Annotated in this window: 21 protein-coding genes; 20 read left to right on the top strand and 1 reads right to left on the bottom strand. The window is 52.1% G+C overall.

All coding sequences use genetic code 11. The features are described 5' to 3' along the window. The first annotated feature begins 8 nt into the window (after window positions 1-8). A complete protein-coding gene (add, locus tag ACX93W_RS03240) occupies window positions 9-1124 on the top strand; it encodes an adenosine deaminase (RefSeq protein WP_459390873.1) in 1116 nt (371 codons plus the stop codon). Here add and ACX93W_RS03245 read toward each other — a convergent pair. Next, window positions 1105-2757 carry a PucR family transcriptional regulator gene (locus ACX93W_RS03245; RefSeq protein ID WP_459390874.1) on the bottom strand — a complete coding sequence of 551 codons (1653 nt, stop codon included), beginning with the start codon at window positions 2755-2757 and terminating at the stop codon, window positions 1105-1107. The genes add and ACX93W_RS03245 overlap by 20 nt on opposite strands. Before the next feature lie 213 nt (window positions 2758-2970). On the opposite strand from ACX93W_RS03245, the gene ACX93W_RS03250 reads away from it, so the two are divergent. The 19 genes from ACX93W_RS03250 to ACX93W_RS03340 all read left to right on the top strand — a co-directional run bounded on the left by ACX93W_RS03250 (window position 2971) and on the right by ACX93W_RS03340 (window position 25355). Next, on the top strand, window positions 2971-4134 hold the full coding sequence (locus ACX93W_RS03250; RefSeq protein WP_459390875.1) for a pyridoxal-phosphate-dependent aminotransferase family protein: 1164 nt from the start codon (window positions 2971-2973) through the stop codon (window positions 4132-4134). Window positions 4135-4170: 36 nt separating this feature from the next. Further along, window positions 4171-4701 (top strand): 2-oxo-4-hydroxy-4-carboxy-5-ureidoimidazoline decarboxylase, encoded by a 531-nt coding sequence (uraD, locus tag ACX93W_RS03255; RefSeq protein ID WP_459390876.1) that lies wholly within the window; start codon window positions 4171-4173, stop codon window positions 4699-4701. Beyond that, the gene (gene uraH, locus ACX93W_RS03260) at window positions 4701-5057 is read left to right on the top strand and encodes a hydroxyisourate hydrolase (RefSeq protein WP_459390877.1); all 357 of its coding nucleotides are present in this window, start codon (window positions 4701-4703) and stop codon (window positions 5055-5057) included. The genes uraD and uraH overlap by 1 nt, the downstream gene beginning before the upstream one ends. A 68-nt stretch (window positions 5058-5125) precedes the next feature. Beyond that, on the top strand, window positions 5126-6451 hold the full coding sequence (locus ACX93W_RS03265; protein ID WP_459390878.1) for a 5'-deoxyadenosine deaminase: 1326 nt from the start codon (window positions 5126-5128) through the stop codon (window positions 6449-6451). A 44-nt stretch (window positions 6452-6495) separates the two neighbouring features. Continuing rightward, entirely contained in the window at window positions 6496-7683 is a 1188-nt protein-coding gene (locus ACX93W_RS03270; RefSeq protein WP_459390879.1) for an XdhC family protein, read from the top strand. Next, window positions 7613-8287, top strand: a complete 675-nt coding sequence (locus ACX93W_RS03275) for a nucleotidyltransferase family protein (RefSeq protein WP_459390880.1) — start codon at window positions 7613-7615, stop codon at window positions 8285-8287. The genes ACX93W_RS03270 and ACX93W_RS03275 overlap by 71 nt, the downstream gene beginning before the upstream one ends. Beyond that, entirely contained in the window at window positions 8284-9816 is a 1533-nt protein-coding gene (locus tag ACX93W_RS03280) for an ABC transporter ATP-binding protein (RefSeq protein WP_459390881.1), read from the top strand. The genes ACX93W_RS03275 and ACX93W_RS03280 overlap by 4 nt, the downstream gene beginning before the upstream one ends. Further along, window positions 9813-10925, top strand: a complete 1113-nt coding sequence (locus ACX93W_RS03285; protein WP_459390882.1) for an ABC transporter permease — start codon at window positions 9813-9815, stop codon at window positions 10923-10925. Before ACX93W_RS03280 ends, ACX93W_RS03285 begins: the two co-directional genes overlap by 4 nt. Window positions 10926-11023: 98 nt before the next feature. After that, on the top strand, window positions 11024-11953 hold the full coding sequence (locus ACX93W_RS03290; RefSeq protein ID WP_459390883.1) for an ABC transporter permease: 930 nt from the start codon (window positions 11024-11026) through the stop codon (window positions 11951-11953). A 19-nt stretch (window positions 11954-11972) separates the two neighbouring features. Further along, window positions 11973-13034 (top strand): FAD binding domain-containing protein, encoded by a 1062-nt coding sequence (locus tag ACX93W_RS03295; RefSeq protein WP_459390884.1) that lies wholly within the window; start codon window positions 11973-11975, stop codon window positions 13032-13034. Window positions 13035-13071: 37 nt separating this feature from the next. Continuing rightward, entirely contained in the window at window positions 13072-15393 is a 2322-nt protein-coding gene (pucD, locus tag ACX93W_RS03300; protein ID WP_459390885.1) for a xanthine dehydrogenase subunit D, read from the top strand. After that, the gene (locus ACX93W_RS03305; protein WP_459390886.1) at window positions 15390-15851 is read left to right on the top strand and encodes a (2Fe-2S)-binding protein; all 462 of its coding nucleotides are present in this window, start codon (window positions 15390-15392) and stop codon (window positions 15849-15851) included. The genes pucD and ACX93W_RS03305 overlap by 4 nt, the downstream gene beginning before the upstream one ends. Window positions 15852-15875: 24 nt before the next feature. After that, window positions 15876-17036, top strand: coding sequence for a BMP family ABC transporter substrate-binding protein (locus ACX93W_RS03310; protein ID WP_459390887.1), 1161 nt, complete (start codon window positions 15876-15878; stop codon window positions 17034-17036). A gap of 23 nt (window positions 17037-17059) precedes the next feature. Beyond that, window positions 17060-18049 (top strand): Rieske 2Fe-2S domain-containing protein, encoded by a 990-nt coding sequence (locus tag ACX93W_RS03315; RefSeq protein WP_459390888.1) that lies wholly within the window; start codon window positions 17060-17062, stop codon window positions 18047-18049. A 261-nt stretch (window positions 18050-18310) separates the two neighbouring features. After that, window positions 18311-19630 (top strand): deoxyguanosinetriphosphate triphosphohydrolase family protein, encoded by a 1320-nt coding sequence (locus tag ACX93W_RS03320; protein WP_459390889.1) that lies wholly within the window; start codon window positions 18311-18313, stop codon window positions 19628-19630. Between the two features lie 81 nt (window positions 19631-19711). Then, window positions 19712-20194, top strand: coding sequence for a tetratricopeptide repeat protein (locus ACX93W_RS03325; RefSeq protein WP_459390890.1), 483 nt, complete (start codon window positions 19712-19714; stop codon window positions 20192-20194). 439 nt (window positions 20195-20633) lie between these two features. Then, on the top strand, window positions 20634-21947 hold the full coding sequence (locus tag ACX93W_RS03330) for a hypothetical protein (protein ID WP_459390891.1): 1314 nt from the start codon (window positions 20634-20636) through the stop codon (window positions 21945-21947). Window positions 21948-22011: 64 nt separating this feature from the next. Then, window positions 22012-24489: a hypothetical protein gene (locus tag ACX93W_RS03335; RefSeq protein ID WP_459390892.1), complete on the top strand. Its 2478-nt coding sequence runs from the start codon at window positions 22012-22014 to the stop codon at window positions 24487-24489. Further along, window positions 24486-25355 carry an ATP-binding cassette domain-containing protein gene (locus ACX93W_RS03340; protein ID WP_459390893.1) on the top strand — a complete coding sequence of 290 codons (870 nt, stop codon included), beginning with the start codon at window positions 24486-24488 and terminating at the stop codon, window positions 25353-25355. The genes ACX93W_RS03335 and ACX93W_RS03340 overlap by 4 nt, the downstream gene beginning before the upstream one ends. Window positions 25356-25458: the final 103 nt, after the last annotated feature.

Genomic DNA, 25458 nt, shown 5'->3' on the forward strand with positions numbered 1-25458 from the left:
GAATGGCAATGAGAACTACATCTGGAATACACTGCGAGCCCCACTCTAACGTGAAGTCAATGTCAGAAAATGTATCGTATGATTGGCTGAAGATGATGCCTAAGGTCGATTTGCATTTGCATTTGGATGGAAGCGTAAAGCCGGAAACGATATTGGCATTGGCTCAAAAAAGCGGCGCGAGCCTGCCTGCCAACTCTGTTGAAGAGCTGCTCCCTTATATGAAAGCGGACAAAGGATGCCTTTCGCTTGCGCAATATTTGGAAAAGTTTGATTTTGTTTGTCCGTTTCTTCAAACGGCTGAGGCCTTGGAGCTGGCTGCATTCGAGGTTGTGGAACAAGCGGCGGAACATCATTGCCTCTACATTGAAGTCAGGTTTGCTCCTCAGCTTCATACAGAATCCGGTCTTAATGCGGATGAGGTCATAGCGGCCGTCATAGCGGGTTTGAACAGAGGAGAGAGGCGCTTTGGCGTAAAAGCCCGCTGTATTGCCATCTGTCTGCGAGGCCATACCGGAGAGATGAATCTGGAAGTTATTTCTGCAGCGTCACGTCATTTGGGACGCGGGCTGGTGGCGGTTGACCTGGCCGGCGCGGAAGCGGCCTATCCGGCGGAGCTGTATTCGGAAGAATTCCGGCTTGCCAGGGAATTGGGCCTTCCAGCAACCATTCACGCTGGCGAAGCAGCCGGCGCGGAGAGCGTACGAGAAGCCGTTCTTGGTCTCAACGCAAGACGAATCGGTCATGGCATAAGGATGCGGGACAACAGCGAGGTCATGTCTCTGATCGCAGAGATGGATATTCCTCTTGAACTTTGCCCTGTAAGCAATCTGCAGACCAAAGCTGTGGAGAGCTGGGAGGACTATCCGCTTCGCTTTTATATGGAAAGAGGCATTACCGTAACGGTCAATACCGACAATCTGACGGTGTCGGACACAACGATCACCAAGGAGTACAGCGAGCTCTGTCAGCATTTCCGCCTGTCTGCAGAGGAGTTATGCGGCCTCGTCATGAATGGCGTGAAATCGGCTTTTTTGCCGGCTGCCGAAAAAGAAGAGCTGCTGCAAAAAATGGCGGCAAGCCAGTTGGCCTGGCTTGCGTCGGCTTCTACATCAACATTTCCTTGATTTGCAGCGCCATTCGGATACGTAAACTGTCGGCGGGGTTGCGCACCTGCGCCCCCGTCAGCTGTTCGATCCGGTTGAGCCGGTACAGCACGGTATTCCGATGAATGTACAGCTGTTTGGCCGTTTCGCCGATATGGCAATGATTGTCGTAAAAAACGCTGAGCGTGCGCCGCCATTCCAACTGCTCGCTTTCTTCGATGCCGCTCCAATCCTCGAATGTATCCCGCACAAATTCCTGAAGATCGTCAACGGGAATCAGCTTCAGCAGATCAACCAATTCCTTCGTATGATAAAACTGGACGAACTTGGCCTTGTTATGGCTTCGTCCCAATTTATAGGCATCCGTCGCTTGCTTAAACGCTTTTGGAATATCCAGCAGCTTGGAAAAGGGGCTGCTTATCCCGAAGTTTAATTGGACGGCGCTGGCTGAGGCGATCGCTTCCGCTAAATTCGTCAATTGTCCCGCCAATCGCAGTTTGCCTTCCGCAGCAGAGCCTATCCATTCTTTTCCATGCAGCAGCAGTACAAATTTGTCTTTTAACGTGAAGAGGACACCCTCGCTTTTCAATAATTGAAGCTGCTTGCTGATATCCTGATACAAGGCGTCGGTTTCGCGCGCTTTTTTCTCCATGGCTCCCGGGTCGTTCCTGCCTGGCGTTTGCCGTTCATCTCCCTCTCTGCCGCACAAAATGCACAACATGGACTCTCCGGGAAACAATCCGTATTGCTTGCCCCGGTGAATAATTTCCTGCTCTGACTGGATGTCTCCTTGAACCAGCTCCGTAAAAAAATCGATTTTGAAACGGCGCGCCCGGTCCTTGACGGCTTGCGTCTTCAGCATTTCAAAGCCCAATACGTTAGCCGCCTGCTCCAGCGCCAGCCCATGCAGCTTTTGGTGGCTTTCATCTCTTGGGAAAGCGGCGATGTAGCCTTGCCGCTGGTAGGTGGGGATTGGCTGAAGCATAATGATTCCATCGTTTCCGGAGCCATCGCTCGCCAGTACGTGGTACAAACCGCCAGCCAGCGGCTGTTTATTGCCCGGTTTTCCCGCCAAAAAATCGTTTAGCCTTTTCAAGTTGGGCTTATTGGACACCGACAGGCTAATCAGCTCCAGCTGCGGACCCAAAATGACAACGGGAGCAGCGATCAGCTGCGACAGCTTCTCCACAATTTCGCTCAAACCTTCTCCGTTTAGAATCAAGTTGAAAAAGGTATGATGCGTCTCCAAAGCGTAAGTCAGCTCATCCGTTTTATTTTCCAAAATGCTGCTTAAAGCGCCGTTTAACACTTCGCCTAGCGAATAGTCCAAAGATAGCTCCAATAACGGAAAATGGAGATCGTTTGCCGTTTCAATGACGGATGACGGAATTTCCTCCAGAAACCGTTTGGTTTTAATGGCGAGACCGGCGCATCCGGCGCCAGCCATCTGGTGCACAAGCTCCTCTAATGATTCCGGCTGATCCTTGACTGCGTATGCAGTGGTCAGGAGCAGTTCTTGGGGACGAAGATAATGGATGATATCGGGGGCGTCCATCATGTTTACCGACACGACATTGCGGCTTAAGCCGTTAACGCCTGCGGCAATTCGCGTGTTGCGCAGGGACGGAATCTGCAATAAATCTTTTAGCAGCATAACATTCGCCTCACTTAAATGTTAGTATATATGACATATAATAACCTGTTTTTAACGTTCGGGAAAGGGATATGTCAGCTATATTTAGATAGCTTGCACGAAGCTAGGGGCAAACACTGGTGAAAATGTACAATGACAAATGTTCGATCCCGTCATATGATAAGTTCAATTCAATTTAATGTGTTAGGTAATATGACATAAAGGGGTGGGGCGATGAAGTCAAATGGAATGCCGCCTGATCCTTGTATGCTGATGACACCAGATATTGTGGAGATCCATCCCGATGTTTATCGGGCCATGTACGCGGAAGAGACCTCGCCTGGCGGATTGGAAGCCGTTATGGAAGAAACAACAGCCATGCTGAAAGTGCTGCTGCAGACTTCCAACGGATTTTCGTTTACGGGAAGCGGGGTACCAAGATCGGGAACCGAGTTATTGGCCGAGAAGCTGTTGCGGCATAGCGAGACGGTTCTTGTGCCCGTTTATGGAGGAGACGGTTTGCGTCTCGCCGGGCGGCTGGAGCGCTGCGGTGCTGACGTTGTAACGATGGAGCAGCAGTGGGGTCGAATATTTGATCCCGATGAAATTGTAAAAGAGATGAAAAAGCGGCGGCCTGCTTTGGTTAGTCTGGTCCATGGCGATTTGACGACTGGCAAAATGCAAAGCCTCGAGGAAATCGGAAAGGCCTGCCAAGAGCTTGATATTTTGCTCCTTGTTGATGTAGGCGCAACATCGGGCTGCGTTCCGCTCCGGATTGACGATTGGCAGGTCGACGCCGTTGCGGGTGGTCCCGGCAAATGCCTCTGCATCCCCGATATGATCGAACAGATCAGCTATAACGAAAGAGTCGAAGCGCGGCTTGCGGGCCGCAGATGGAGCATCAGAAGCCACGAAGCCAGAAAACGGGCCGATAGTCAGCGGGAAATGACGCGTCAAGGAGACGGACTGGAAAGCCATCGCGGGCTGCGGGCGCTGAGGGAAGGATTATCCATAGCGCTTCGTGAGGGAATAGAATCCAGATTCGCCAGGCAGCAATTGCATGCGGGAGCGCTGGAAGCCGGACTTCTCGCGATGGGGCTACGGCCATTCGGCGCTGGCGAGGGCAATCTCCCAATGATGGCGGTTGTCCTGGTTCCGGAAGGGGTATCGGGAGATGCGACAAAAAATCGGCTATGGGGGCGGGGTATTGCAATTGCGGGTCCACCTCCGGGATTGGATGTCGATATTTGGAGATTGGCAACGATCGGTCCGGGAGCCAATCGGCAGCGTGTTATAAAAACGATTCAGGAAATGGAGCTTGCTTTATTAGAGGAAGGTTTTGGGCTGACGGAGGGGCTGGCTCTTGCCGCTGCGGAAAACTTCTACGAACAGCATTAACAATGCAGCAATGACGATGCAACCAGGGAGGCGGCAATGATGGAGGAATGGGTGAAGGAAGGCAACGGGATGGAGCAAGGTGCATTTGTGAAGCGGTTTGGCTTTTTGTTTGAAAAATCGCCATGGGTGGCGGAGCGTGCATGGGAGAAGCTTCCTTTTGCGGGGAGAGCCGATTTCTTGAGCAAAATGGCCCAGGTCGTGCTCGGCGCCAGTGACGAGGAGCAGCTTATGCTCCTGAATGCCCATCCCGAGCTGGGGGCTCGAATTTCGATGACGGAGTCCTCCGTTAAGGAGCAAAGCGGGGCGGGGCTGGATCGCCTTGCGCGCGACGAAGCCTACATTTTCAGCGAGTTGAACCGGAAATACCGGGATAAATACGGTTTTCCTTTTATTATAGCGGTGCGAGGGCTGACAGCCGATATGATCGCCGATTCTATGCAGTCGCGCATGCAAAGCAGCGTGGATCAGGAAAAACGCAAGGCGCTGGAGGAAGTGTTCAAAATTGCGCTGTTCAGACTTCAGCATATGGAAATGGACAGAGCGATTGTTGGAGGTGGCAAAGGATAATGAAGGGACTTTCCACTCATGTGCTGGATACCGCTGCCGGCATACCGGCCAAAGACGTCAGAATTGAGCTGTACCGTCTGAATGAGGAAAAAGGGGCGGCGCTGGCTTCAAGCGGGCTGACGAACGGAGATGGCCGAATCGAAGGGGCGCTGCTTGCCGGAGATGAATTGGAATCCGGACAATATGAAATCCGGTTTTATATCGGGGAATATTTCAGAAATGCTCCCCATACGCGCTTTATGCCAACGATCTGGGAGGTTATTCCCGTTCGTTTCGTTGTTGAAGAAAACGGCAGCCATTACCATATTCCGCTGCTGGCATCGCCCGGAGGTTATACCACTTACCGGGGAAGCTGATTGGGAGGCTGGCTTCAAGCCATAGAGCGGCTGCCGCTGGGCCCAATGCGGCGAGAGGAGAAATTAACATGTCATCAATCTTGATTAAAAATGCGCAAATCGTAGCTATGGACGAAAAAGGAACAGTGGAAACCGGTGACGTGCTGATTGAAGGTGGTGTCATTTCGAAGGTTGGCGGCTCCTTTGATGCTGTCGCAGACAAGGTGATTGAGGCCGCTGGCAAGGTTCTGCTCCCGGGATTTGTTCAAACCCATATCCATCTTTGCCAGACGTTGTTTCGCGGGCGCGCCGACGATCTGGAGTTGCTGGATTGGCTGAAAAAGCGGATTTGGCCGCTGGAGGCGGCACATGACGAGGAGTCCGTTTATTATTCCGCAATGCTTGGAATCGGCGAATTGCTTCGCAGCGGCACAACGACCATTCTGGATATGGAGACAGTGCATCATACCGACGCGGCGTTTCGCGCTATCGAGGAAAGCGGGATCCGGGCGTTGTCGGGCAAAGTGATGATGGATCACGGAACCGAGGTGCCTCTTCCGCTGCAGGAGAATACAGAGAAATCCTTGCGCGACAGCGTGGAGCTACTGGAAAAATGGCACGGAAGGGACAACGGCCGCATTTCATACGTCTTTTGTCCCCGATTTGTTGTCTCTTGCACCGAGGAGCTGTTAATCGGCGTCCGGGATTTATCGAAGAAATATGGCGTGAAGGTGCATACCCATGCTTCTGAAAATATTGGCGAAATCGCTTTGGTAGAGAGCGAGCGAGGGAAACGGAACGTGGCTTATCTGGACCATATCGGACTTGCTTCGCCGGATCTGATATTGGCGCATTGCGTCTGGCTTGACGAGGATGAAAAGAGGATTATCCGGGATCGAGGCGTCAAGGTAACGCATTGTCCAGGCTCTAATTTGAAGCTGGCGTCCGGCATTGCGGAGATTCCGGATTTGCTTGGCAGACATATCCATGTGGGCATCGGCTCTGACGGAGCGCCATGCAACAATACGCTTGATATGTTTTCGGAGATGCGTATGGCGGCGCTTGTGCAGAAGACGCTTCACGGCCCAACCGTGATGGATGCGCGGCAGGTGCTGCGCATGGCGACCATGGGCGGCGCGGAGGTGCTGGGGATGGAGAAGGAAATAGGGAGCATTGAAGCAGGCAAAAAAGCCGATTTGATTTTGCTGGAGCTGGATGAGTTTCATGCCTATCCTTCGTTTCAGGCAGATCCCTATTCCCGTATTGTTTATTCCGCTGGCTACAGCGATGTGGATACCGTCATGGTTGACGGCAAGCTGTTGATGGAGAACAAATCCCTGCTCACGGTCAATAAGCAGACCGTGCTGAGAGAAGCGGACCGTTCCATTGAACGGCTTCTGAAAAGGCTGGCGTAGGGTAATGCTCGCCTTTCATCCTTTACGAAAGGGAGGTGGCGGAGATGGACGCCGCAGATGTTGTCAAAGAGGCATTAAGGATGCCGGGTCGTTGTGTTTTGGCCAGCATTGTTGATGTGGCAGGCCATGCATACCGCAAGGCAGGCTCAATGATGGTGTTGGCGGAGGGAGGCGGCAAGGAGGGCAGTTTAAGTCCTGGCTGTCTGGAAGCCGATCTGGCGGCATATGTGCCCGCCGTTCTCGGCGGGGGCAAGCCGCAGCAGGTGTTATACGATATGACATCCGTCGACGACTTTTCGTGGGGGGAGGCGATTGGCTGCGGCGGGAAAATAACGATTTTGCTGGAGCCGGTAACCGGCCCGCTGTTGAAGGCGCTCTCCGAGGCTGGAGAGCTTTTGGAGAAGGGAGGCTCAGTCATATTTGTCCGCCATATGGATGACAGCCTGCTGCCCTCCCGATATTCGGCTCTCCTGGCAGACCGTACATCGCTACTTGCACACGATGAGCTATCCGCAGCTGTTGTCCGACCGATTCACACCAAAGAAACTTCCCTCGCTGCTCAATCGGAACATTCGGAGCAATCCTCAGGTGCTGTAAAACGGACGCACGTCAACCAATCCGCTCGAGATTCCTCATGGTCACAAATGGGCCAATCTGGCGTAAAAAGCGACTCCCTTTCGATTACGGAAGACAATAACATCGTTATGTTATGGCATCCCAAGCCAAGATTGGTGCTGTTTGGCGCGGGAGATGATGCAAAGCCGGTATGCGATCTGGCCTTGCGGGCCGGATTTCGGGTGACCGTGGCCGATTTCCGGGAAGGCGTCTGTAAGGCTGAACGGTTTCCCGGCGCAGAGATTGTTTGCGGCTTTCCCTCTGAATTGCGGGGCAAGCTGGACGTTGGAGAAGGAGATTACGTCGTTATAATGAGCCATCAGTTTCAGCGGGATGGGGAGTTTCTGGAGTTTGCGCTTGCCGGCTCCCCTCGTTACATCGGGCTGATGGGTTCGACATCGCGCACAGAGCGGATGCTTGGCGGCAAGCCGGCTCCCTCAATGCTTCATTACCCTGTAGGGCTGCCCATTGCGGGAGACGGTCCGGAGGAAATCGCAATCAGCATAGCTGCGGAGCTGATCAGCGTCAGGCGGGGGAGGATGAAGCATGGGGAGCGGGATAGCGGGATTGTACCTCGCAGCCGGGAGCGCAAGCCGGATGGGGCGAAGCAAGCTTGATATCGAATGGCCTTGCGCGGGCGGAGAGACATTAGGCGGCATGGGGCTTGCTGCCGCGCTGGATTCGCGGCTCGACTCTGTTTATGTCGTTATCCGCAAGGGGAGCGATAGAAGCTGGCTGAAGCCTTATTCTCGGGGACCGGACAGTATTGGAAAACCTTGTGTCATTTTGGAAGCGGAGGGAGCTGAACTGGGCATGTCGCATTCCATACGGAGCGGCTTGGAGACGATTCGGTTATCCGGGGAACTGCCGCGTGGCCTGGTCATATTGCTTGGCGATCAGCCGCTGGTCACCGGTGACATGATCAATCATTTGATTTGCCGCTTCCTTGGCCAAAAGGGACTTGATTACGTCGCCAGCAGCGACGGCGTTACAAGGCAACCTCCCATTCTGCTCGCTAGCAGCATGTATGGCGAGCTGTTAAAGCTGAATGGTGACGCGGGCGCCCGGAAATTGCTGGCAGACAACCAATGGCGAGGCGACGAAGTTTTGGTTCCAGACTTCGGACGATTGCTGGATGTTGATACAGAGGAAGATTTGCAAGAATTGAATCGTTACTACATCGCATTGAAGGGGCAGAGGAAAGAGGAGGGGGAGCGGTGAGCCGATATGCCATTCAAATGAAAGGAATAATCAAGCGCTTTGGCGAGGTGCTGGCAAACGATCACGTAGATTTTTCGGTAAAGCGCGGCGAAATCCATGCGCTGCTGGGCGAAAACGGAGCCGGAAAAAGCACGGTTATGAGTCTGCTGACGGGTATTTACAGAGCGGACAGCGGCGAAATGCTGATTCATGGAAGATCGGCCCGAATTGCATCGCCGCGCGACGCGATGGCGCTTGGCATCGGAATGGTGCATCAGAATTTCCGGCTTGTTCCCACCTTGACCGCACTCGAAAATATTATTTTGGGAGAACGGGGCGAAGTTTGGCGCGGGGGCTCCTGGCGCAAGAAAAAGCTCCGGGAGATCGATGCGATTTGCAGCGCATACGGCTTGGGCGTTGATTTGTTAAAACCGGTATGGAGTCTTTCCGTCGGGGAGCAGCAGAGAGTCGAAATTGTCAAGACGCTTTATCGGGGAGCCGATATCATTCTGCTGGATGAACCTACCTCCGTGTTGACGCCTGGCGAGGCGGAGGTGTTGTTCGCAACGCTGCAAGACTTGAAAAAAAGCGGCAAAACAATGGTGATTACGACGCACAAATTAAAAGAAGTGATGGCCGTGGCGGATGCCATTACCATTATGCGCCGCGGAAAAACGGTGGCCGAATGTAATCCGGAGGACACCGACGCCTCCCGGCTGGCTGAATTAATGGTTGGACGCGAGATAAAGGAGGGTTTGTCCCTCCAGCCGAGGAAGCCCGGGGATATTGTGCTGGCAGTGGACGGCATGACGGTGGCCAACGAGCACGGAGGACGTTCATTGGATGGGGTCAGCTTTCAGGTGCGAGAAGGCGAAATCGTCGGGATCGCAGGTGTAGCCGGCAACGGTCAATTGGAGCTGGCGGAGGCGCTGACGGGGCTAAGGGAATGGGCTGGAGGCCGCATGCATTACCTTGGCAGACGGATGGAGCGCAGTTCCATTCGACAACGCATTCGGGAAGGCATTGCCCACGTCCCGGAAAACCGGATGAAAAGCGGTCTTGCCGGCAGTCTTGGCATTGTTGACAATTTGCTGCTGAAAACCTATGACAGGACCGAGCGCTCCCGCTTTGGACTGCTCAAGAAAAAAAGCAACGCCACTTGGAGCGAAGGCTTAGTCCGCCATTTCGACGTCCGCGCGCCCGACCTGGAGAGCCCTGTCCGACAGCTGTCCGGGGGCAATCAGCAGAAGCTTCTCCTAGCACGCGAAATAGGCCAGGAACCTAAGCTGATGGTGGCGGTACATCCCACGCAAGGACTGGATGTCGGCGCTGCGGAGGCGGTCCACGCCATGCTGCTGGAGCTGCGCAGCGGCGCTGCGGGCGTCTTGCTTATTTCGGAGGATTTGGACGAGGTCATGGGTCTATCCGATCGCATACTCGTCATGTATAACGGCGTTATCGTTGGGGAAGTTGCCGGAGCGCAGCCGGACAAGGAAAAGATCGGCCGTATGATGGCGGGATTGAATCAGTCGGAGGAGGCCGCTGTATGAACCGGAAATCGGCTGCTGAAGTCATTGGCAAGGCGGAAAGGCGCAAAATAGCTTCGCTAAAGCTGCCGTTTGAATTGCAATACGATCACCTTAAAAGGGGCGGAGCGTGGTGGATGCCGCTTGCTTCGGTGCTTGCGGCGCTCGCCATCTGTGCGATTTTTATCTGGCTGAACGGAATGAATCCTCTGACGGTATACGCCAAAATGGCAAAAGGCGCATTTGGCAGCTCCTTCGGCATTAGCGAAACGCTGGTCAAAAGCATACCGCTTCTGCTCTGCGGACTTGGCGTAGCGGTAGCTTACCGCATTTCCATCTGGAATATCGGCGCAGAAGGCCAACTGGTGGCTGGAGCCATTGCGGCAACAGCCGTCACGATCTATATGCCGTCGCTGCCGGGAGGGCTTTACATTCCCGTGATGGCGGCAGCCGGAATGGCAGCGGGCGCGGTATGGGGTTTATTTACCGCAGTGCCCCGCGCTTACTTTGGCGTTAACGAGCTGATTACTTCGCTGATGCTGAATTATGTCGCTTTGCTGCTGCTCGACTATCTTGTTTTTGGACCGTGGCGAGACCCCGCCGGCTTTAATTTTCCGGGCACGCCGCTTTTTCTGCCGGAGCAGCAAATGATGACCTTTCAGGGGACGCGGCTCCACTATGGCTTGCTGTTTGCGCTCGTCGCGGTGGCTGCATTTGCTTTTTTCTTCAGCAAAACGCGCTGGGGCTACGAGATGAAGGTGCTGGGGGCAAATCCGAATGCTGCCAAATACGGCGGAATCTCTATCAACCGCCATATTCTGCTCGTCATGATGATTAGCGGAGGGCTGGCGGGACTTGCAGGCATGAGCGAAGTGTCCGGCGTTGCCCACCGGCTCATGTACGGCATATCGCCGGGTTACGGCTATACCGCCATTATCGTGGCATGGCTGGCCAAGCTGAATCCTTGGGCCATGATCCCGACCTCGCTGTTTGTTGGGGGGTTGATTGTGGGAGGCTACAGCGTTCAGACAATCGGTTTGCCTTCATCCATGTCGATGATGCTGCAAGGCGCGATTCTCATTACGCTGATCGGCGGTGAAATGTTGGGGAAATACCGTTTGGTTCGCCGCTGATCATTCTTTGCCGAGGTCATCTGTCAGGGTGGTCTGCAAGCTCATCGGTCAAAATCGTTTGCCGGAGTCAGTTTGGGTGATGGTAGGAGGTTATGGGGATGGATTTTTACATTTATCTGATTATTGCGGCAATTTCATCCGGTACGCCTCTTTTGTTCGCCGTGCTGGGCGGCATCTTGAGCGAACGCTCCGGCGTCATTTTCCTGGGGACGGAGGGCACCATGCTGATCGGCGCGGTTGTTTCGTGCCTGACCTTCGTGGGGACCGGCAATATGCTGCTGTCCGTACTGGCTTCGCTGGCCGCCGCGGGCGGAATCGGCCTCGCCCATGCTTTTCTCTGTGTGACTCTGCGGGCCAACCAGATTGTCAGCGGTTTGGCGCTGACTCTTTTTGGAACCGGGCTTAGCGCTTATCTGGGCAAGCCGGTCGCGGGCGCGGCCCTCGCTGTGGCGGTTCCGCGGGTTTCCATGCCATGGCTGGAAAAGCTTCCTTTTGCGGGCGCCATCTTCTCCAATCTGGATCTTTTTGTCTGGATCAGCTTTGGACTCGTTGCCGTGCTTTATCTCTATATGTACAAAACGTCGTGGGGGCTTCATCTCAGGGCAATCGGAGACAATCCCGCCACCTCCGACGCCATGGGGCTAAGGGTGGGCCTGACGCGGTATCTCCACGTTATTGGCGGAGCCATGCTGATGGGGCTTGCCGGGTCATATCTGATCATGGTGTATTCGCCGAACTGGATGGAAGGCATGACCTCCGGCAGAGGCTGGATCGCCATCGCATTAATCATTTTGGCGGCCTGGAATCCGCTCTATGCCTTGGGCGGAGCTTATTTGTTTGGCGGTCTGGACGCTTTGGGCTTCCGCCTTCAATTAATGGATATCGGAGTCCCGTCCTATTTTCTAAAAATGCTGCCTTATCTCGTAACGATTCTTATCCTGATGATTGTGGGCTGGCGGGGGCGGCATCGGCCGTCACCGGAGCCCAAGGCGCTTGGCGCTGCATATGTGCGCGAGCAGAGGTTTTGAGGAAGGAGGCCGGACCCATATGGCTGTTCACTATGGAAATCGCACGGTGAAGGTTGCTGAACCTTCTTCGCTCCAGGAGGCGTGGCATCTGAAGCAGGAAGGCGGCGCGGGAGCCGTCTATGTATCCGGGGGCACGCTGCTGAGGACGCAGTGGGAAAATGGCGTTGCTCCGGCGCCGTCGCTAATGATCGGCCTGGATGGCGTCAAGAAATACAGTGGGATCGCATTCGACGCGGAAAAAGAGGAGTTAGTTATCGGCGCGTTGACTAGCTTGGAGGATTGCAGGCGGAGCTGCGTGCTGGCTGAGCATGCCCCTGTCTTGGTTCAAGCCGTGTCAGCCATTGCGGCGCCTTCGATTAGAAGGCTTGCTACTCTGGGAGGGAATATTGCCAGCTTGTCGGGCGATGCCGTTACCGCTTTGTTGGCGTTGGATGCCGAGCTCGTTTTATACAGAGGCGGCCCTGAGCCGGAAATCATGAGTTTAGTGGACTGGCTGGAAGGAGGGAGCCACGCCAGGGAAAACGGCGCTTTAATCCTTGAAGTTGCTATTCCTGCAAGCGAAAGGACAGGCGCAGCCGGAAACGTGAGCAGAATTGCAAATGGAGTCGGATACTCAAGTGGAAAAGAAGATGGAAGCGGAACGGCAAGTGGAACCGGAAGCATAAGCGGGCATTCAAATGAAACCGGTACTGCAACTGTGGTCGGCAATGCAGCGCAAGGTGAGGCAAGTGAAAAGCAAGTGGAGCTTCGGGGTTTCAGCTTTTTTGAAAAGCTGGGCAGGCGGGAAGCCTTTACCCCCTCCGTCGTAACCGTTGCGGCAATAGGGAGCATTGATCGAAAGGGCAGATTCCGGCAGGTCCGGTTGGTTGCAGGAGGGGGAGCGGCGCTGCCGCATCGGCTGTACGAAGCGGAGCGCTACCTGAATGGCCAGACGCTGGGCCGTTCCTCCATAGCTGCCCTGCACACCCTGATCAGAGAGGGCTGCGCTGTTGCGGGCGATCCCTTTGCCGGCGCGGATTACCGCAAGGAGGTTTCCGCCAATCTTTTAACCGCGAGATTGTGGACGCTTCTGGAGCTGTGAAGCCAGCGTTTTACTAATGGGAAAGGGGGGGATGTGAATGCTGCTTAATCGGGAATCCGCAGGGAAGCGGTGGAAAACAAGGCCGGATGGCCCGGCAAAGGTGTCGGGGAGCCTGAGCTATTTGACCGATCTCTCTATGCCGGGCATGCTGCACGGAAAGGTGCTGAGAAGCTCTTATCCTCATGCCAGAATTATTGACATTCGCAAGGAGGAAGCGCTCAGAGCGCCCGGAGTGGCGGCGGTGCTGACTCACGAGGATGTGCCGGGCTTAAACGGCTTTGGCATCGTCAACCCTGATCAGCCGGTGTTTTGCAGCGAGGTTGTGCGGTATACCGGGGATGCGATTGCCGCCGTTGCGGCTGAAACCAAGGAGCAGGCATTATACGCGCTGTCGCTCATTCAAGTAGACTATGAACCGCTGCCCGTCGTGACCGATCCCGAAGAAGCGCTCCTGGAGGATGCGCCGCTGCTTCATCCCGGCGGAAACGTGCTGCATAGGACGGATTATAGCCGGGGAGAGCCGGAGCAGGTTTTTGAGGGCTGCGCGCACGTAACGGAAGGCATCTATTATACGCCACGCCAGATGCATGCCTATATGGAGACGGAAGGCGGACTTTTTGTGCCGGAGGAGGACGGACGGCTGACCGTGTACGCCGCTACCCAGCATGGCTTTAAGGACCGGATGCAGCTTTCCCGCATTTTGGCTATACCGGAGGACCGGATCCGGATCATTTCCAGCCCGATCGGCGGCTCCTTTGGCGGAAAGGATGAATTAAACGTTCAGCCATATGGCTCGCTCCTGGCGCTGGCGACGGGAAAGCCGGTCAAAATACACAATTCCCGCCGCGAATCTGTAACGGCAGGCCTCAAGCGCCATCCGATGAAGCTGATCATGAAAACAGGCATGGACCGCAACGGGAAGCTGCTTGCCCATCGAGTAACGATCGTGGCGGATACAGGCGCCTACAGCACGTTGGGAGGACCTGTGCTCAATTTTGCGACCGAACAAAGCATTGGCCCTTACCGCATCCCCCATGTTTCGGTAAAAGGCGTTTCCGTGTTTACCAATAACGGAGTATCGGGCGAATTTCGCGGATTCGGCGGCAACCAGTCTATCTTCGCGCTTGAAAGCCAGTTGGACCGGCTTGCGGCAGCTTCGGGCATGGACCCTTGGCTGCTGCGACGGATCAATCTGAGAGAGCGGAACGATCCCGGGCCGCTTGGCCAAACGGTGCTGCCAAACGACGGACCGGATCAAGTGTGGCAATCCGTAGCAAGCTCGTCGATTTGGCAGAGAAGGGAAATGGTGAAAAAAGGCGAGCCAAAATCGCCGCCATGGATAAAACGGGGTGTCGGCGCGGCAATGACCATGCATGGCTCCGGTCTTGGCTACGGCATACCGGATCCCGGAGGCGGAAGGCTGGGTTTAAGCGCCGATGGCAAGCTGGAGGCGGCATTCAGCTTTGAAGAGTTCGGCCAAGGCATAACGGCCACGCTGGAAATTATGCTAACGGAGATGCTGGGCTGCGACCGTGGCGATTTGCGCATCGTCATCGGAGATACCGATCGTACGCCGCATAACGGCTCCAGCACGGCTTCCCGCTCCACGACGGTTGCCTATATGGCGCTTAAGGATCTGGTTCCGCGTTTATCGGAGATCCTGTGTCGAATAGCTTCGCAAACCTACGGTTTGCCGACCGCCGGGCTTCGGACGGGACCGGGAGGAGTTTGGCGCAAAGCAGATGCGGACGGTTTTGACGGGTATGTTGAAAATAAGGCTTCTCCGCTGATTACGTATGCGGCGTTGGCTGCCGCTGCGGGAGAGGAAATACAGCTGGAGGCGGATTTTCATTTCCCCGTAACGCCGGATCCTGTCGTCGGCGGCCATTATCTGTACACGGCTACCGCAGCTGCCGTGGAGGTTGAGATTAACCTGTTGACCGGAGCAGTTTCAGTGCTGGATCAATATCATGCCGTGGCGGCGGGACCGGCCGTCAATCCCATGGGATATGTCGGGCAAATCGAAGGAGGGAGCGTTATGGCGCAAGGCTTTACGTTGTTCGAGGATGTGTTGTTTAGCGATGGGGTCCCGCGGACCATGAATTTTGACACCTATTTGATACCCGGCATTTGCGACATATCGCCAGGCTTTCAAATCGATGCCATACAGGAGCTGCCGCAAGATGATCCGTACGGGCCGCGCGGCATCGGCGAAGTTGGTTCCGTGGTCCTTGCGCCGGCTGTTACGGCTGCCGTCCATCATGCCATCGGGATATCCATCGGCAAACTTCCCATTTCAAGGGAGGAGCTGAGCGGCGTTTTGCCCGACCTGTTGAGCGAAAAGGTGGGATCGCCATGAGCGGATACATCTGGAGGGCAAGCGTAAACGGCCAGGAGGCGGAGGTTGCAGCGGAGCCGTCGGATAAGCTGGTTGTGCTGCTAAGAGAGGCTCTGGGCCTGACAGGCACCAAGGTGTCCTGCGAGCTTGGCCGATGCGGAGCTTGCATGGTGCTGTTGGACGGAAAAGCCGTCAATTCCTGCCTGGTCATGGCCTATCAGTGCAGCGGAAAAACGATTACGACGATTGAAGGCTTGGCCCAAGGGGAGACACTTCATCCCGTTCAGCAAGCCTTTTTGGAGGAAGGAGGGTTTCAATGCGGCTATTGCACGTCGGGCATGATTATATCCGTTAAAGCTTTGCTGGATGAACATTCCAGTCCGACGAGCGAACAGATACGAGAAGGATTGTCGGGCAATTTATGCCGCTGTACGGGTTATGGAGGCATCTTGCGCGCGGTGAAGTCTTGCAAAATCTAGATATAAATGGAGAGGGGAAACCAAATGAAAAACATGTACAAAAAAACGGCCGTTGCCGCACTATCCCTAATGATGCTGTTCATCGCCGCTTGTTCGCAGGCATCCGCGCCCGCCGCAAGCCCAAGTCCGTCTCCATCCCCGTCTCCGTCACAAGAGTCAGGTGGCGCTGAAGCGTCTCCCGAAGCCGAGAAGGAGCTTCCGAAGGTTGCATTTGTCTATATCGGCGTGCCTGGTGACGGGGGCTGGACCTTTGAGCATGACAAAGGCCGCCAGATGGTGGAGGAAACCTTCGGCATTAAAGCGACCGTTGTCGAAAATGTCCCTGAAGGTCCGGATGCCGAGCGCGTTTTCGAGGAGCTTGCTCAAGAAAATGATATTATTTTCGGCACCAGCTTTGGCTACATGGATTCCATGGTGAATGTGGCTGGCAAATATCCCGACGTTAAATTCATGCACGCAACCGGCTACAAAACGTTGCCGAATCTCGCAACCTATCAAGGGAAGGGGTACCAGCCCGGCTATCTTGCGGGATTGGCGGCAGGCAAGCTGACCCAAAACAACAAAATCGGCTACGTCGGAGCATTCCCGATACCGGAGGTCATCTATACGATCAATGCGTTTACGCTGGCCGCCCAAAGCGTCAATCCCGATATCGAAGTGTCGGTAGTTTGGAGCAATACGTGGTTTGACCCCGCGACGGAGCGCCAGGCGGCTATTACGCTGTTGGACCAAGGCGTCGACGTGCTGGCTAACTACCAGGATTCGCCCGCCGGCATTCAGGCGGCGCAGGAGCGCGGCGTTTGGGGCATGGGCAACGACTCCGACATGAACCGCTACGCGCCGGAAACCTATGTAACCAATCCCGTTTTGAACTGGGGCCCCTACTACGTAGAGGTGATTCAGGACTTGATCGACGGCGTTTGGGAAAGCCATTCCTATTATGGCGGGTTTAAAGAAAACATGGTGGATATCGCCCCGTTTGGCAAAAATGTTCCCCAGGACGTCCAGGAGCTTGTGAACAGCGCCAAAACCGACATTTTGGATGAAAAGCTGCAAGTCTTCACCGGGCCGATCTACGATCAGGGAGACGAATTGAAGGTTGCGGAAGGCGAGTTCCTGAAGCAGGAGGATATTTTGATCATGGACTATTTTGTCAAGGGCATTAAAGGCACGATCCCGAAATAACAGCCATGAGGAGGAGCTCCGATATGACGGTTCAAACCTTGCAAGATCCAGCGCTTCTTCATTTATGGCATCCCGTTCTGCTGTCGTCTCATCTTGGAGAAGCTCCGGCGGCTGTTGAAGTGCTGAATGAGCGTGTGGTTGTGTTCCGCACTTCGCGCGGCGTTCACGCCTTGAAGGATTTGTGCATTCATCGTGGCGTGCCCCTGTCGCTTGGCAGGGTGAGCGGAGACGAAATCGTATGTCCTTACCATGGTTGGACGTACGATACTTGCGGCAAATGCACCCGCATCCCGTCCTTGCCGGAAGGCGCAGCGATTCCGCTCAAGGCGGCAACGCCCGGCTTTCGCTGTCTTGAAGCTTATGGTATCATATGGGTGTGTCTGGGGAGTCCGGCAACCGAAGAACCCGTTATCGGGCAAAACGGCTTGCGGGAGGATTTTGTCCAGGTATACATGGGGCCTTACGAAATTGAAGCGGCTGGCCCGCGCGTCGTAGAAAATTTTCTGGACGTCTCTCATCTCATGTATGTGCATGGGGGGCTGCTCGGCGACAGCGAATATTCGGAAATTAACGATTATCGCGTGCATGAAGCAGGAGGGACGCTTGCAACCGACGAAATCGAAGTATATCAGCCCGATCCTGACGGAAGAGGCGTTGGGGTCAATACCTTCTACACCTACGAAATCTATCATCCCATGAGCGTCTCGCTGACCAAGCGGATTGATGGTTGCGACGACCGGTTTCATCTTTATTTATTTGTACTGCCACGCAATATCGGCCACAGCACGGCATTTATGATTATGGAGCGCAATTACGCGCTGGATGAACCGGAGGAAACCTTCGTATCCTTCCAGGACCTGCTGCTGGAGCAGGACCGAGTCATCGTGGAAAATCAGAAGCCTGAGCTGCTGCCGCTGGATTTGCAGGCAGAGCTGCATCTCAAATGCGACAGATTGAGCATTGCCTACCGCAGAATGCTGCAAAGCTCCGGAGTTACCTTCGGAACGGAATAGGCTTGACAAAGCGTGCGCATCGCCGGTAATCCATCCGGCTTGCGCCGCTTTTTTATTATAAGTGCGGGTTCTAAAAGTTTGGTTTTCAGTACCGAGAAGATGAGATGAAGCTAGAAATGGAGGAGCGGAGCTTAGTGGGAGCTAAGTGAGCACCGGACATTTCGGCTGAATTTCATATTCGATGCTGATTATGCCGCGAGGCATGCTTCGTAATGGAAAGCGTACTTTTTGAACAACCTCTAAAAAGAAATGGTGATGAAGATGAATATTCGCAAACTTAGATTGCATGATACAGACAACACATTGTCCAGCGAGGACCGGGACGAATACGAAAAGGATTATGCGCGCCTGATCCAATCGCCCGCTTTTCGCCGGCTGCAAGGAAAATCTCAAGTATTCGGAGCGGGCTCCGGAGACTATTACCGTACAAGATTGACCCATTCCATCGAGGTGTCGCAAATCGCGCGCGAGGTGGCAAGGCGCCTCTCCAAAACGTACGGCTTTCTCGCGAACAATGAACATCCCGGCCTGATGCTGCTGCCCGAGGTTGTGGAATGCGCGGCGCTCGCCCATGACCTGGGCCATCCGCCTTTTGGACATAAGGGCGAAGAGGTGCTGGATCATATCCTGCGTGAACGCCATGGCATTTCTTATGAAGGAAATGCGCAAAACTTCAGAATTTTAATGTTTCTGGAGAAACGGGCGGGCAGCGAAAGAGGGCTTGACCTGACGGCGGCCGTGCTGCTGGCGATCAACAAATATCCTTATTGCCTGAACCATCCCTCCCGGATGAAGGGGGTTTATCCCATGGAATGGGCCGGCATCAGCTACCTCAGAGATCTGTGGGGGATGCCGGAGGGATGCAGCACGCTGGAAGCGCAGCTGATGGACCTGTGCGATGATATCGCCTATTCCACCCATGATATTGAAGACGGCATACGCGCCGGAAAAATATTGCTGTCAGAAGATTTTTTCCAGGATGATTGGCTGGTTAACGGCGTAGTTGGCGAAATCATGAACGATCCCGCCAGCATGGAATCGGTGCAATGGGCCAAAACCGATCTAAAGGCGATGGTGACAAGAGTGCTGGAGGATTATTACCGCCAGTGGCATTCCGTTTTTGTTCAATATGGCCGGGAATCCTCGCGTACCAGACGGGAGATGAAAGCGCGCTGGGTTAGCCGTTTTGCCAGCTCGGTGGGCATTATCGACGATCCCAAAAGCGGCTGGAAGCGCGTGACCTTTGTGAAAGACGGCGTAGAGGATCTGGAAATGCTGCGCATCATGGAAATATTGAAAAAGGTTGCTTGGGTGACGATGATTAAAGATTTTCGCGTGCAAAGGCTGCAGAAGCGCAGCGAAAATATGCTGAAGCGTCTGTGGGATAGCCTCCAGCATATCGACACCGGACGTTTGATCCTGCCTCCGGATTGGGTGCAAAGCTACGAGCGCCAAAAGGAAGAATGGCCTTGGGAACGGCTAGTGGCCGACTACATCGCGGGTATGACGGACGCTTACGCGGAGAAGGTTTACACCGAGCTGTTCGCCAGCCGGATCGGCTCCATCTACGAGCGGGATTAAGGAGCAAAGCGTAGCGGCAGCTGCATGAGCGTTGGAGTTGGATGAAATGAAGGTAGATTATAAGGGATGAAAAACATAAACATGAACAAACTTGAAAGAGCCATTCATTTAAGAGAGTCCGGTCAATTAGAGGAAGCAAAAACGTTATTGCTTGACTTACTCAATCAAGATCCGCTGAACCCTTCGGTTTGGTATCAATGTGCCTGGGTTCATGATGTAATGGAATTAGAAAAGGAAGCAATACCCTATTACAAAAGAGCCCTTGAATTGGATTTGCGTGATGAGGAAAGACAAGGCGCATATGTAGGGCTCGGCAGCACGCTTCGAGCTTTGGGCATGTATAAAGAAGCCCAGCACATTTTCGAGGAAGCCATTAGCATGTACCCCGATCGTAGAGAATTCCAAGTATTTTATGCGATGGTACGATTCAATCAGAATGCTTACAGTGAAGCAATGGAGATTTTATTGAAGCAATTAGCAGATACGAGTAGTGATAGCGGTATTCAAAAGTACAAGAAAGCGATTGCTTTCTATTGTGATAAGTTGAGTCGGGTGTGGGATTAGCGAGTGTTGTGAAATTCTGATGAGAGCGTCCTTTTGGATCGCTCTCTTTTTTAGTTCATCGTATCGCCATTACTGCTCAAGGAGAGGGTTAAATTGAAGGTGGAAGCAGAGATGGTAAGGTACATGTGTAATTTTTATTGATGAAACATATAATATTTGACAGAATAAACAAATATAAGATATGGTTTAATAGGATATTGGGTATCTGTTAGTTGATTCAATTAAAAGAATATATTTGTTGGAAAATGATTGTTTGGTAGACGGGTGATGGTTAGTTCTTTAATGATGGTTCTCTTTGCATGAAATTGATTGAAAACGAGAATTGGAGATGAAACTTCATCGACATGAACTAGAGGTAAAGTTATTTGCATATAGATACTTCGGATCGGAGCATCCAGGTACTCACTTGATCTAAATTTCATTCGTGGGGGGCATGGTATTGATTATCATCCGTAAAATCACAAAATGTTTGATAAGTATCTGTTTTGTGATCACTATGTTGGGTTGTCGTTCAAATGACAACGATGATATATTACCCGTCATAAGCCAAGATAAGGCTCAATCACCCTATCACTTTGACACCGACTATCAATACCATTTTCATTGGCAGGGCAAGGGTCAGGGAATTGCAGCGAGTGCAGATGGCTACTATATACTCAATGGTTCTTATTTATATTACATGGATAAACAGAACATGGAGCCTATTTTGTTGGATAACAACCCTAATAATGACTGCACACCGGATAGCGCTACACATGTACCGCGTAATTGCAATGCATTTGTGCGAACGGACGGTGAGTCATTTGCTACTGCTACAATAAGTTACTACAAAAATAAACTCTATATGGTTGAGCGAATTGAGCGGACGGATAAAGACTCATTTCATGATAAACAATATGCGCTGATTCGTATGGATAAAGACGGGACGAATCGAAAGGTCATACGAAAGTTTGACGCTCCGCCGTTACCTGTTGTTATCCATCGCGATCAAATCTTCTATGTGAATAACCTGATGACGGTTGATGAGGTGGCAAAACCGTCTGTTGTATCCGTTTCTTTGGCGAACCCTGACAAAGAAGCGGTTATTTTGTACTCGTTAAGCTCTGGTCATACTATCAATGACCTTACCGCATATGGGAACATGCTTTATTTCATGGATTCTGGCAGCAATATATTTAGAACGATAGGGTATGACATCAACACGCAGGAATCCAATGTTTTGTTCACTGATGATCAAGGAAATCTATCTATTTCGGGTATACCTGAAATCAAGCTGTCTCATCGTTCTGAAGGTGGGGTTGCCATATATGGAATATACGGGAACAGGCTATTCTCGAACATTTATCCAGTCGACCCGAAGGATCCGGCAGCATGGCGGATCCATAACTCGGATTTGGATGGTCAGGACGTGTCCATCGTACCGGTAAACTTGCCGCTTATATCATGGGCGTATGCAGATCAGAGTTACTTCTATCTCAATCCAGTAAGTTGGCTTATTAAGAGCCCGGATTACGCTGATATTGCGCAAGAGATGGTTGTATATGATTGGAATTATAAAGAAGTGAATACCGTTGACATATCGATGCTGACCAATTATAGCCCGGGGCTTGTTGGAGATGATCGCTATATGTTTTTCCAAGCTACAGATTCTGATACACAAAGAACCTATGTATTGGATAAATCGCAGTTAAATGTTCGTGGAGGCGCAAAATTGAAGTTGCTGATGGAAACAGCAGTTTATGAAACATTTTGATCAAGTTAGTTGAGATGAAGCCGAAGTTAGCATGCGGGGACTGGCGAAATGGTAGGGGAACCAAGTGAAGATACTTCTGTATGAACTGGTGAAACTAAGTAAGAGGAAGATCTTAATCATTCTCATTTCCTTGCTGTTGGTTAGTAACGGTTTGATCTATATTCAGCAGGAGCTGCAGCAGCATAGGGAAATTATCGAAAATCATGCTCAATACATGGATTATGAAGCTAGATTTCGCGAGTTATCTGTTGGAGCAGCTTATGAGTTAGCATTGGTGAGCCGTGATCAGTTATCCGCGTATCTCATTGCTAACAATATCGAACGAGATCCTGAAAATGAAGCCATGCGTATCTTTGCGAACGATGAAAATTATCTACGTTATGGTGCGCAGTATTCATCAAGTGAATATGTCAACAACCCAATGTTGTTGATGCATCATATTGTTTTTAATGAGACGATTCTGGAACAAGTTAATGCTCTGCAAACTTATCCGGATTATGTGAACCAGATTGAAATACAAGCACAGAAGATGCGGAACTATTCGATCTTCAATGATTCGCATAGCTTCTCGTATCGGAATATTATGAAGACACCGCAGGACTTCGAACGTGTCAAGGGTATTTCTTTGCAACTAGGTCTTGATTATGGCGTTGTTACCGCAACGCATTATCGCGTGACCGATATGATGCTATTGACGATCCTTATCTTATTAGCGTTATTCCTCTTCAATACAGAGCGCGAACAAGGACAACTGCTCTTGTTCCGCACAATGAAAAACGGTCATGCCAGACTGATCATCGCTAAGTTATTGATGCTTACGGGGTCAGCACTTGTCATTGCCATGATCTTTTATGGAAGCGTAATTCTAATATCCAGTCAACTTTATGGTATAGGCGACGGATCACGCTATATTCAATCGATGGATGCGTTCAAGTTTGCGAATCTGCCGCTTACCGTTCATGAATATTTGGTTGCTTTTCTTTTGGGGAAGATGGTTGTAAGTGTTGTACTTGCCTTATTGATTGCGCTTTTTATCATCTTGTTCCAACATCCAGGGAAGTCCTTGCTGGCGCTGGCGTTGGTGCTGGCTGCGAGTTATTTGGCATACACGTTCATCCATCCTGCTTCGTATTTGAATCTGTTCAAGTATATTAATGTAGTTGCCTTCTTCGATATGGCTCACATACTAACGAACTATGTCAATCTAAATCTGTTTGGCTACCCGTTTACGAATCTCTGGGTGTCCGTCGTTGTGATTGGTTTGCTGGTGGTTGCGCTTCCCGCAGTTACCGGAATTGCGTTGGATCGGTCTTTCGGCAAGCAGAGGATTGGCGGTTTTCAGTGGTGGTACCGTATCAGACAGCTAATGATGCGGGCACTCGCTCCACTCCATCAGAGCATTGCGATCTGGTGGCAGGAATCGTTGAAGCAATGGGGGACAGCCAGGGGATGGTTGATTGTACTGGTCGCATTGTTGATCGGCTGGCAAGATATCCATAATGCACGTTTGATCATGGATAATGATCAATATTATTACAATGATTATATGGAACAGGCCGGTGGTTTGCTTACAGCCGATAAGGCGGCTTACATCGAGCAAGAAATGAAACGGCGTAATGGTGCATGGAGTGATCTGCAAACGCTCGATGTGCCAATGCAAGAGACAGATGACAGTATCTCTGATGATACACGACAAACGCAGGATGATGCCAATCAGCTATCGCTCAGTAACAATGCCTTTAACAAACTTTACAATCAATATCAGTCTGTTCAGGCGAATGAGCAAACACGTGGCATCACGGCCTACATGGTCAATATGTATGCCTCCGATTACTTATTTCAGAATAACAATCGGGATACGATTAATACCATGATTGTGGTATTTTTGTTGACTTTGCTGCTGGCCGGCAGCTATACGCTCGATACACGCAGTCAGATGTTGGCCCTGCTTAAGACTACAAGGCATGGAAGATGGAAATTATTTTTAACCACATGGTTCTATGGTCTAGCGATCATCACGCTTCTTTTGGCGATTATTTATGCCGCCCAGTATGTGAATGTAGCCCGTCTTTATCCGGCGCTGGATTGGGAGGCTCCGATTCAAAATGTAGAACCCTATGAGCAGTTGTCCATACAGCTTAATCTACGTGGGCTGGTCATTCTCGTCATTCTCGGTCAATGGCTAGGCGCGGCAACGATGAGCGCAGTTATGCTCCTGCTCTCGCAAGTGTTGAAGAAGTTGTCACTAACCTTGCTATCAGGATTCGTGCTAGTTTGTTGTCCGACCTTCTTGACATGGCTCGGTTATGACGAGTTGACGAAGTATACTTTGCATTACGCGCAGCTGGGTTTTCGCATGTTTGGAACACAGTCCATTGGCGCAATTGTTGTTTACTTCACGTCGCTTGTTCTCCTGCTGGTTGTCTGTTTAGGACTGGCCTGGCGTTACTACCTGATTGGGAGGGCAGGGTTATGGGAAGCTGGACACTTGCGCGCACGTAGCACGCGAGACTATGCCGTGAAAGGGGCTGATGTCGATTGAAGCTGCATATTGCGGAAGTCAGCAAGAGTTATAACGGTGGGAGGGTAAAAGCGCTTGACGGCATTGAATTAGAATTGCACAGCGGGGTGTATGGTCTATTAGGTCCAAATGGAGCGGGGAAATCGACCTTACTGAATCTAATTGTTGGTAACATGCGGGCGGATTGCGGAGCGATTCTCTACAATGATAGAAATATTAATGAGCTGGGGCAGCAATATCGCGAAGTGCTGGGCTATATGCCCCAGCAGCAGCAGATGTATGACCAGTTTACGGGCCATCGTTTCTTATGGTACATGGCTGCCATGAAAGGATTAAACAGGAAACGCGCGAAGGCAGTCATTCCAGAGCTGTTGGAAGTGGTGAGTCTATCCGATCAGGCACATAAGCGCTTGTCCACCTATTCAGGAGGGATGAAGCAGCGCATTTTGATTGCCCAAGCGCTGCTTAATGATCCCGCCGTGCTTATTTTGGATGAGCCAACAGCGGGCCTAGATCCGAAAGAGCGTATTAATATTCGCAATTTCATCTCAACGATCGCGATTAACAAGATTGTTATTATCGCTACACATGTGGTGACGGATATTGAATATATTTCCAGACAAGTAATTCTGCTTCGGCAGGGAAAGCTGTTGACGATGGATGAGCCAGCCCGTTTGTTGCAGACGATGGAGGGACATGTGTTCGAGGTGAGACTCACGGGGGAACAGGAGCTTGGCATATTGCAGCGGCAGTTTCGCGTCAGCAACATCTACACCGATAGCCAAGGAATCAAAGTTCGAGTTGTGAGCGAGACTTTGCCAGAGGGATATACGTATGAAGCGGTGCGGCCTAATCTGGAAGATTTGTACCTATATCATTTTGGTTAATCTGGGTGATTTTCCGAGAGTCAGACCGACGGAGGGCTTTTGAGCGATTAAAGACAAGCGTACATGTAGGGAGAGCGTAGTGGCAGCTACGTGAGTAACGGAA

The organism is Paenibacillus sp. CAU 1782, from assembly GCF_054551715.1.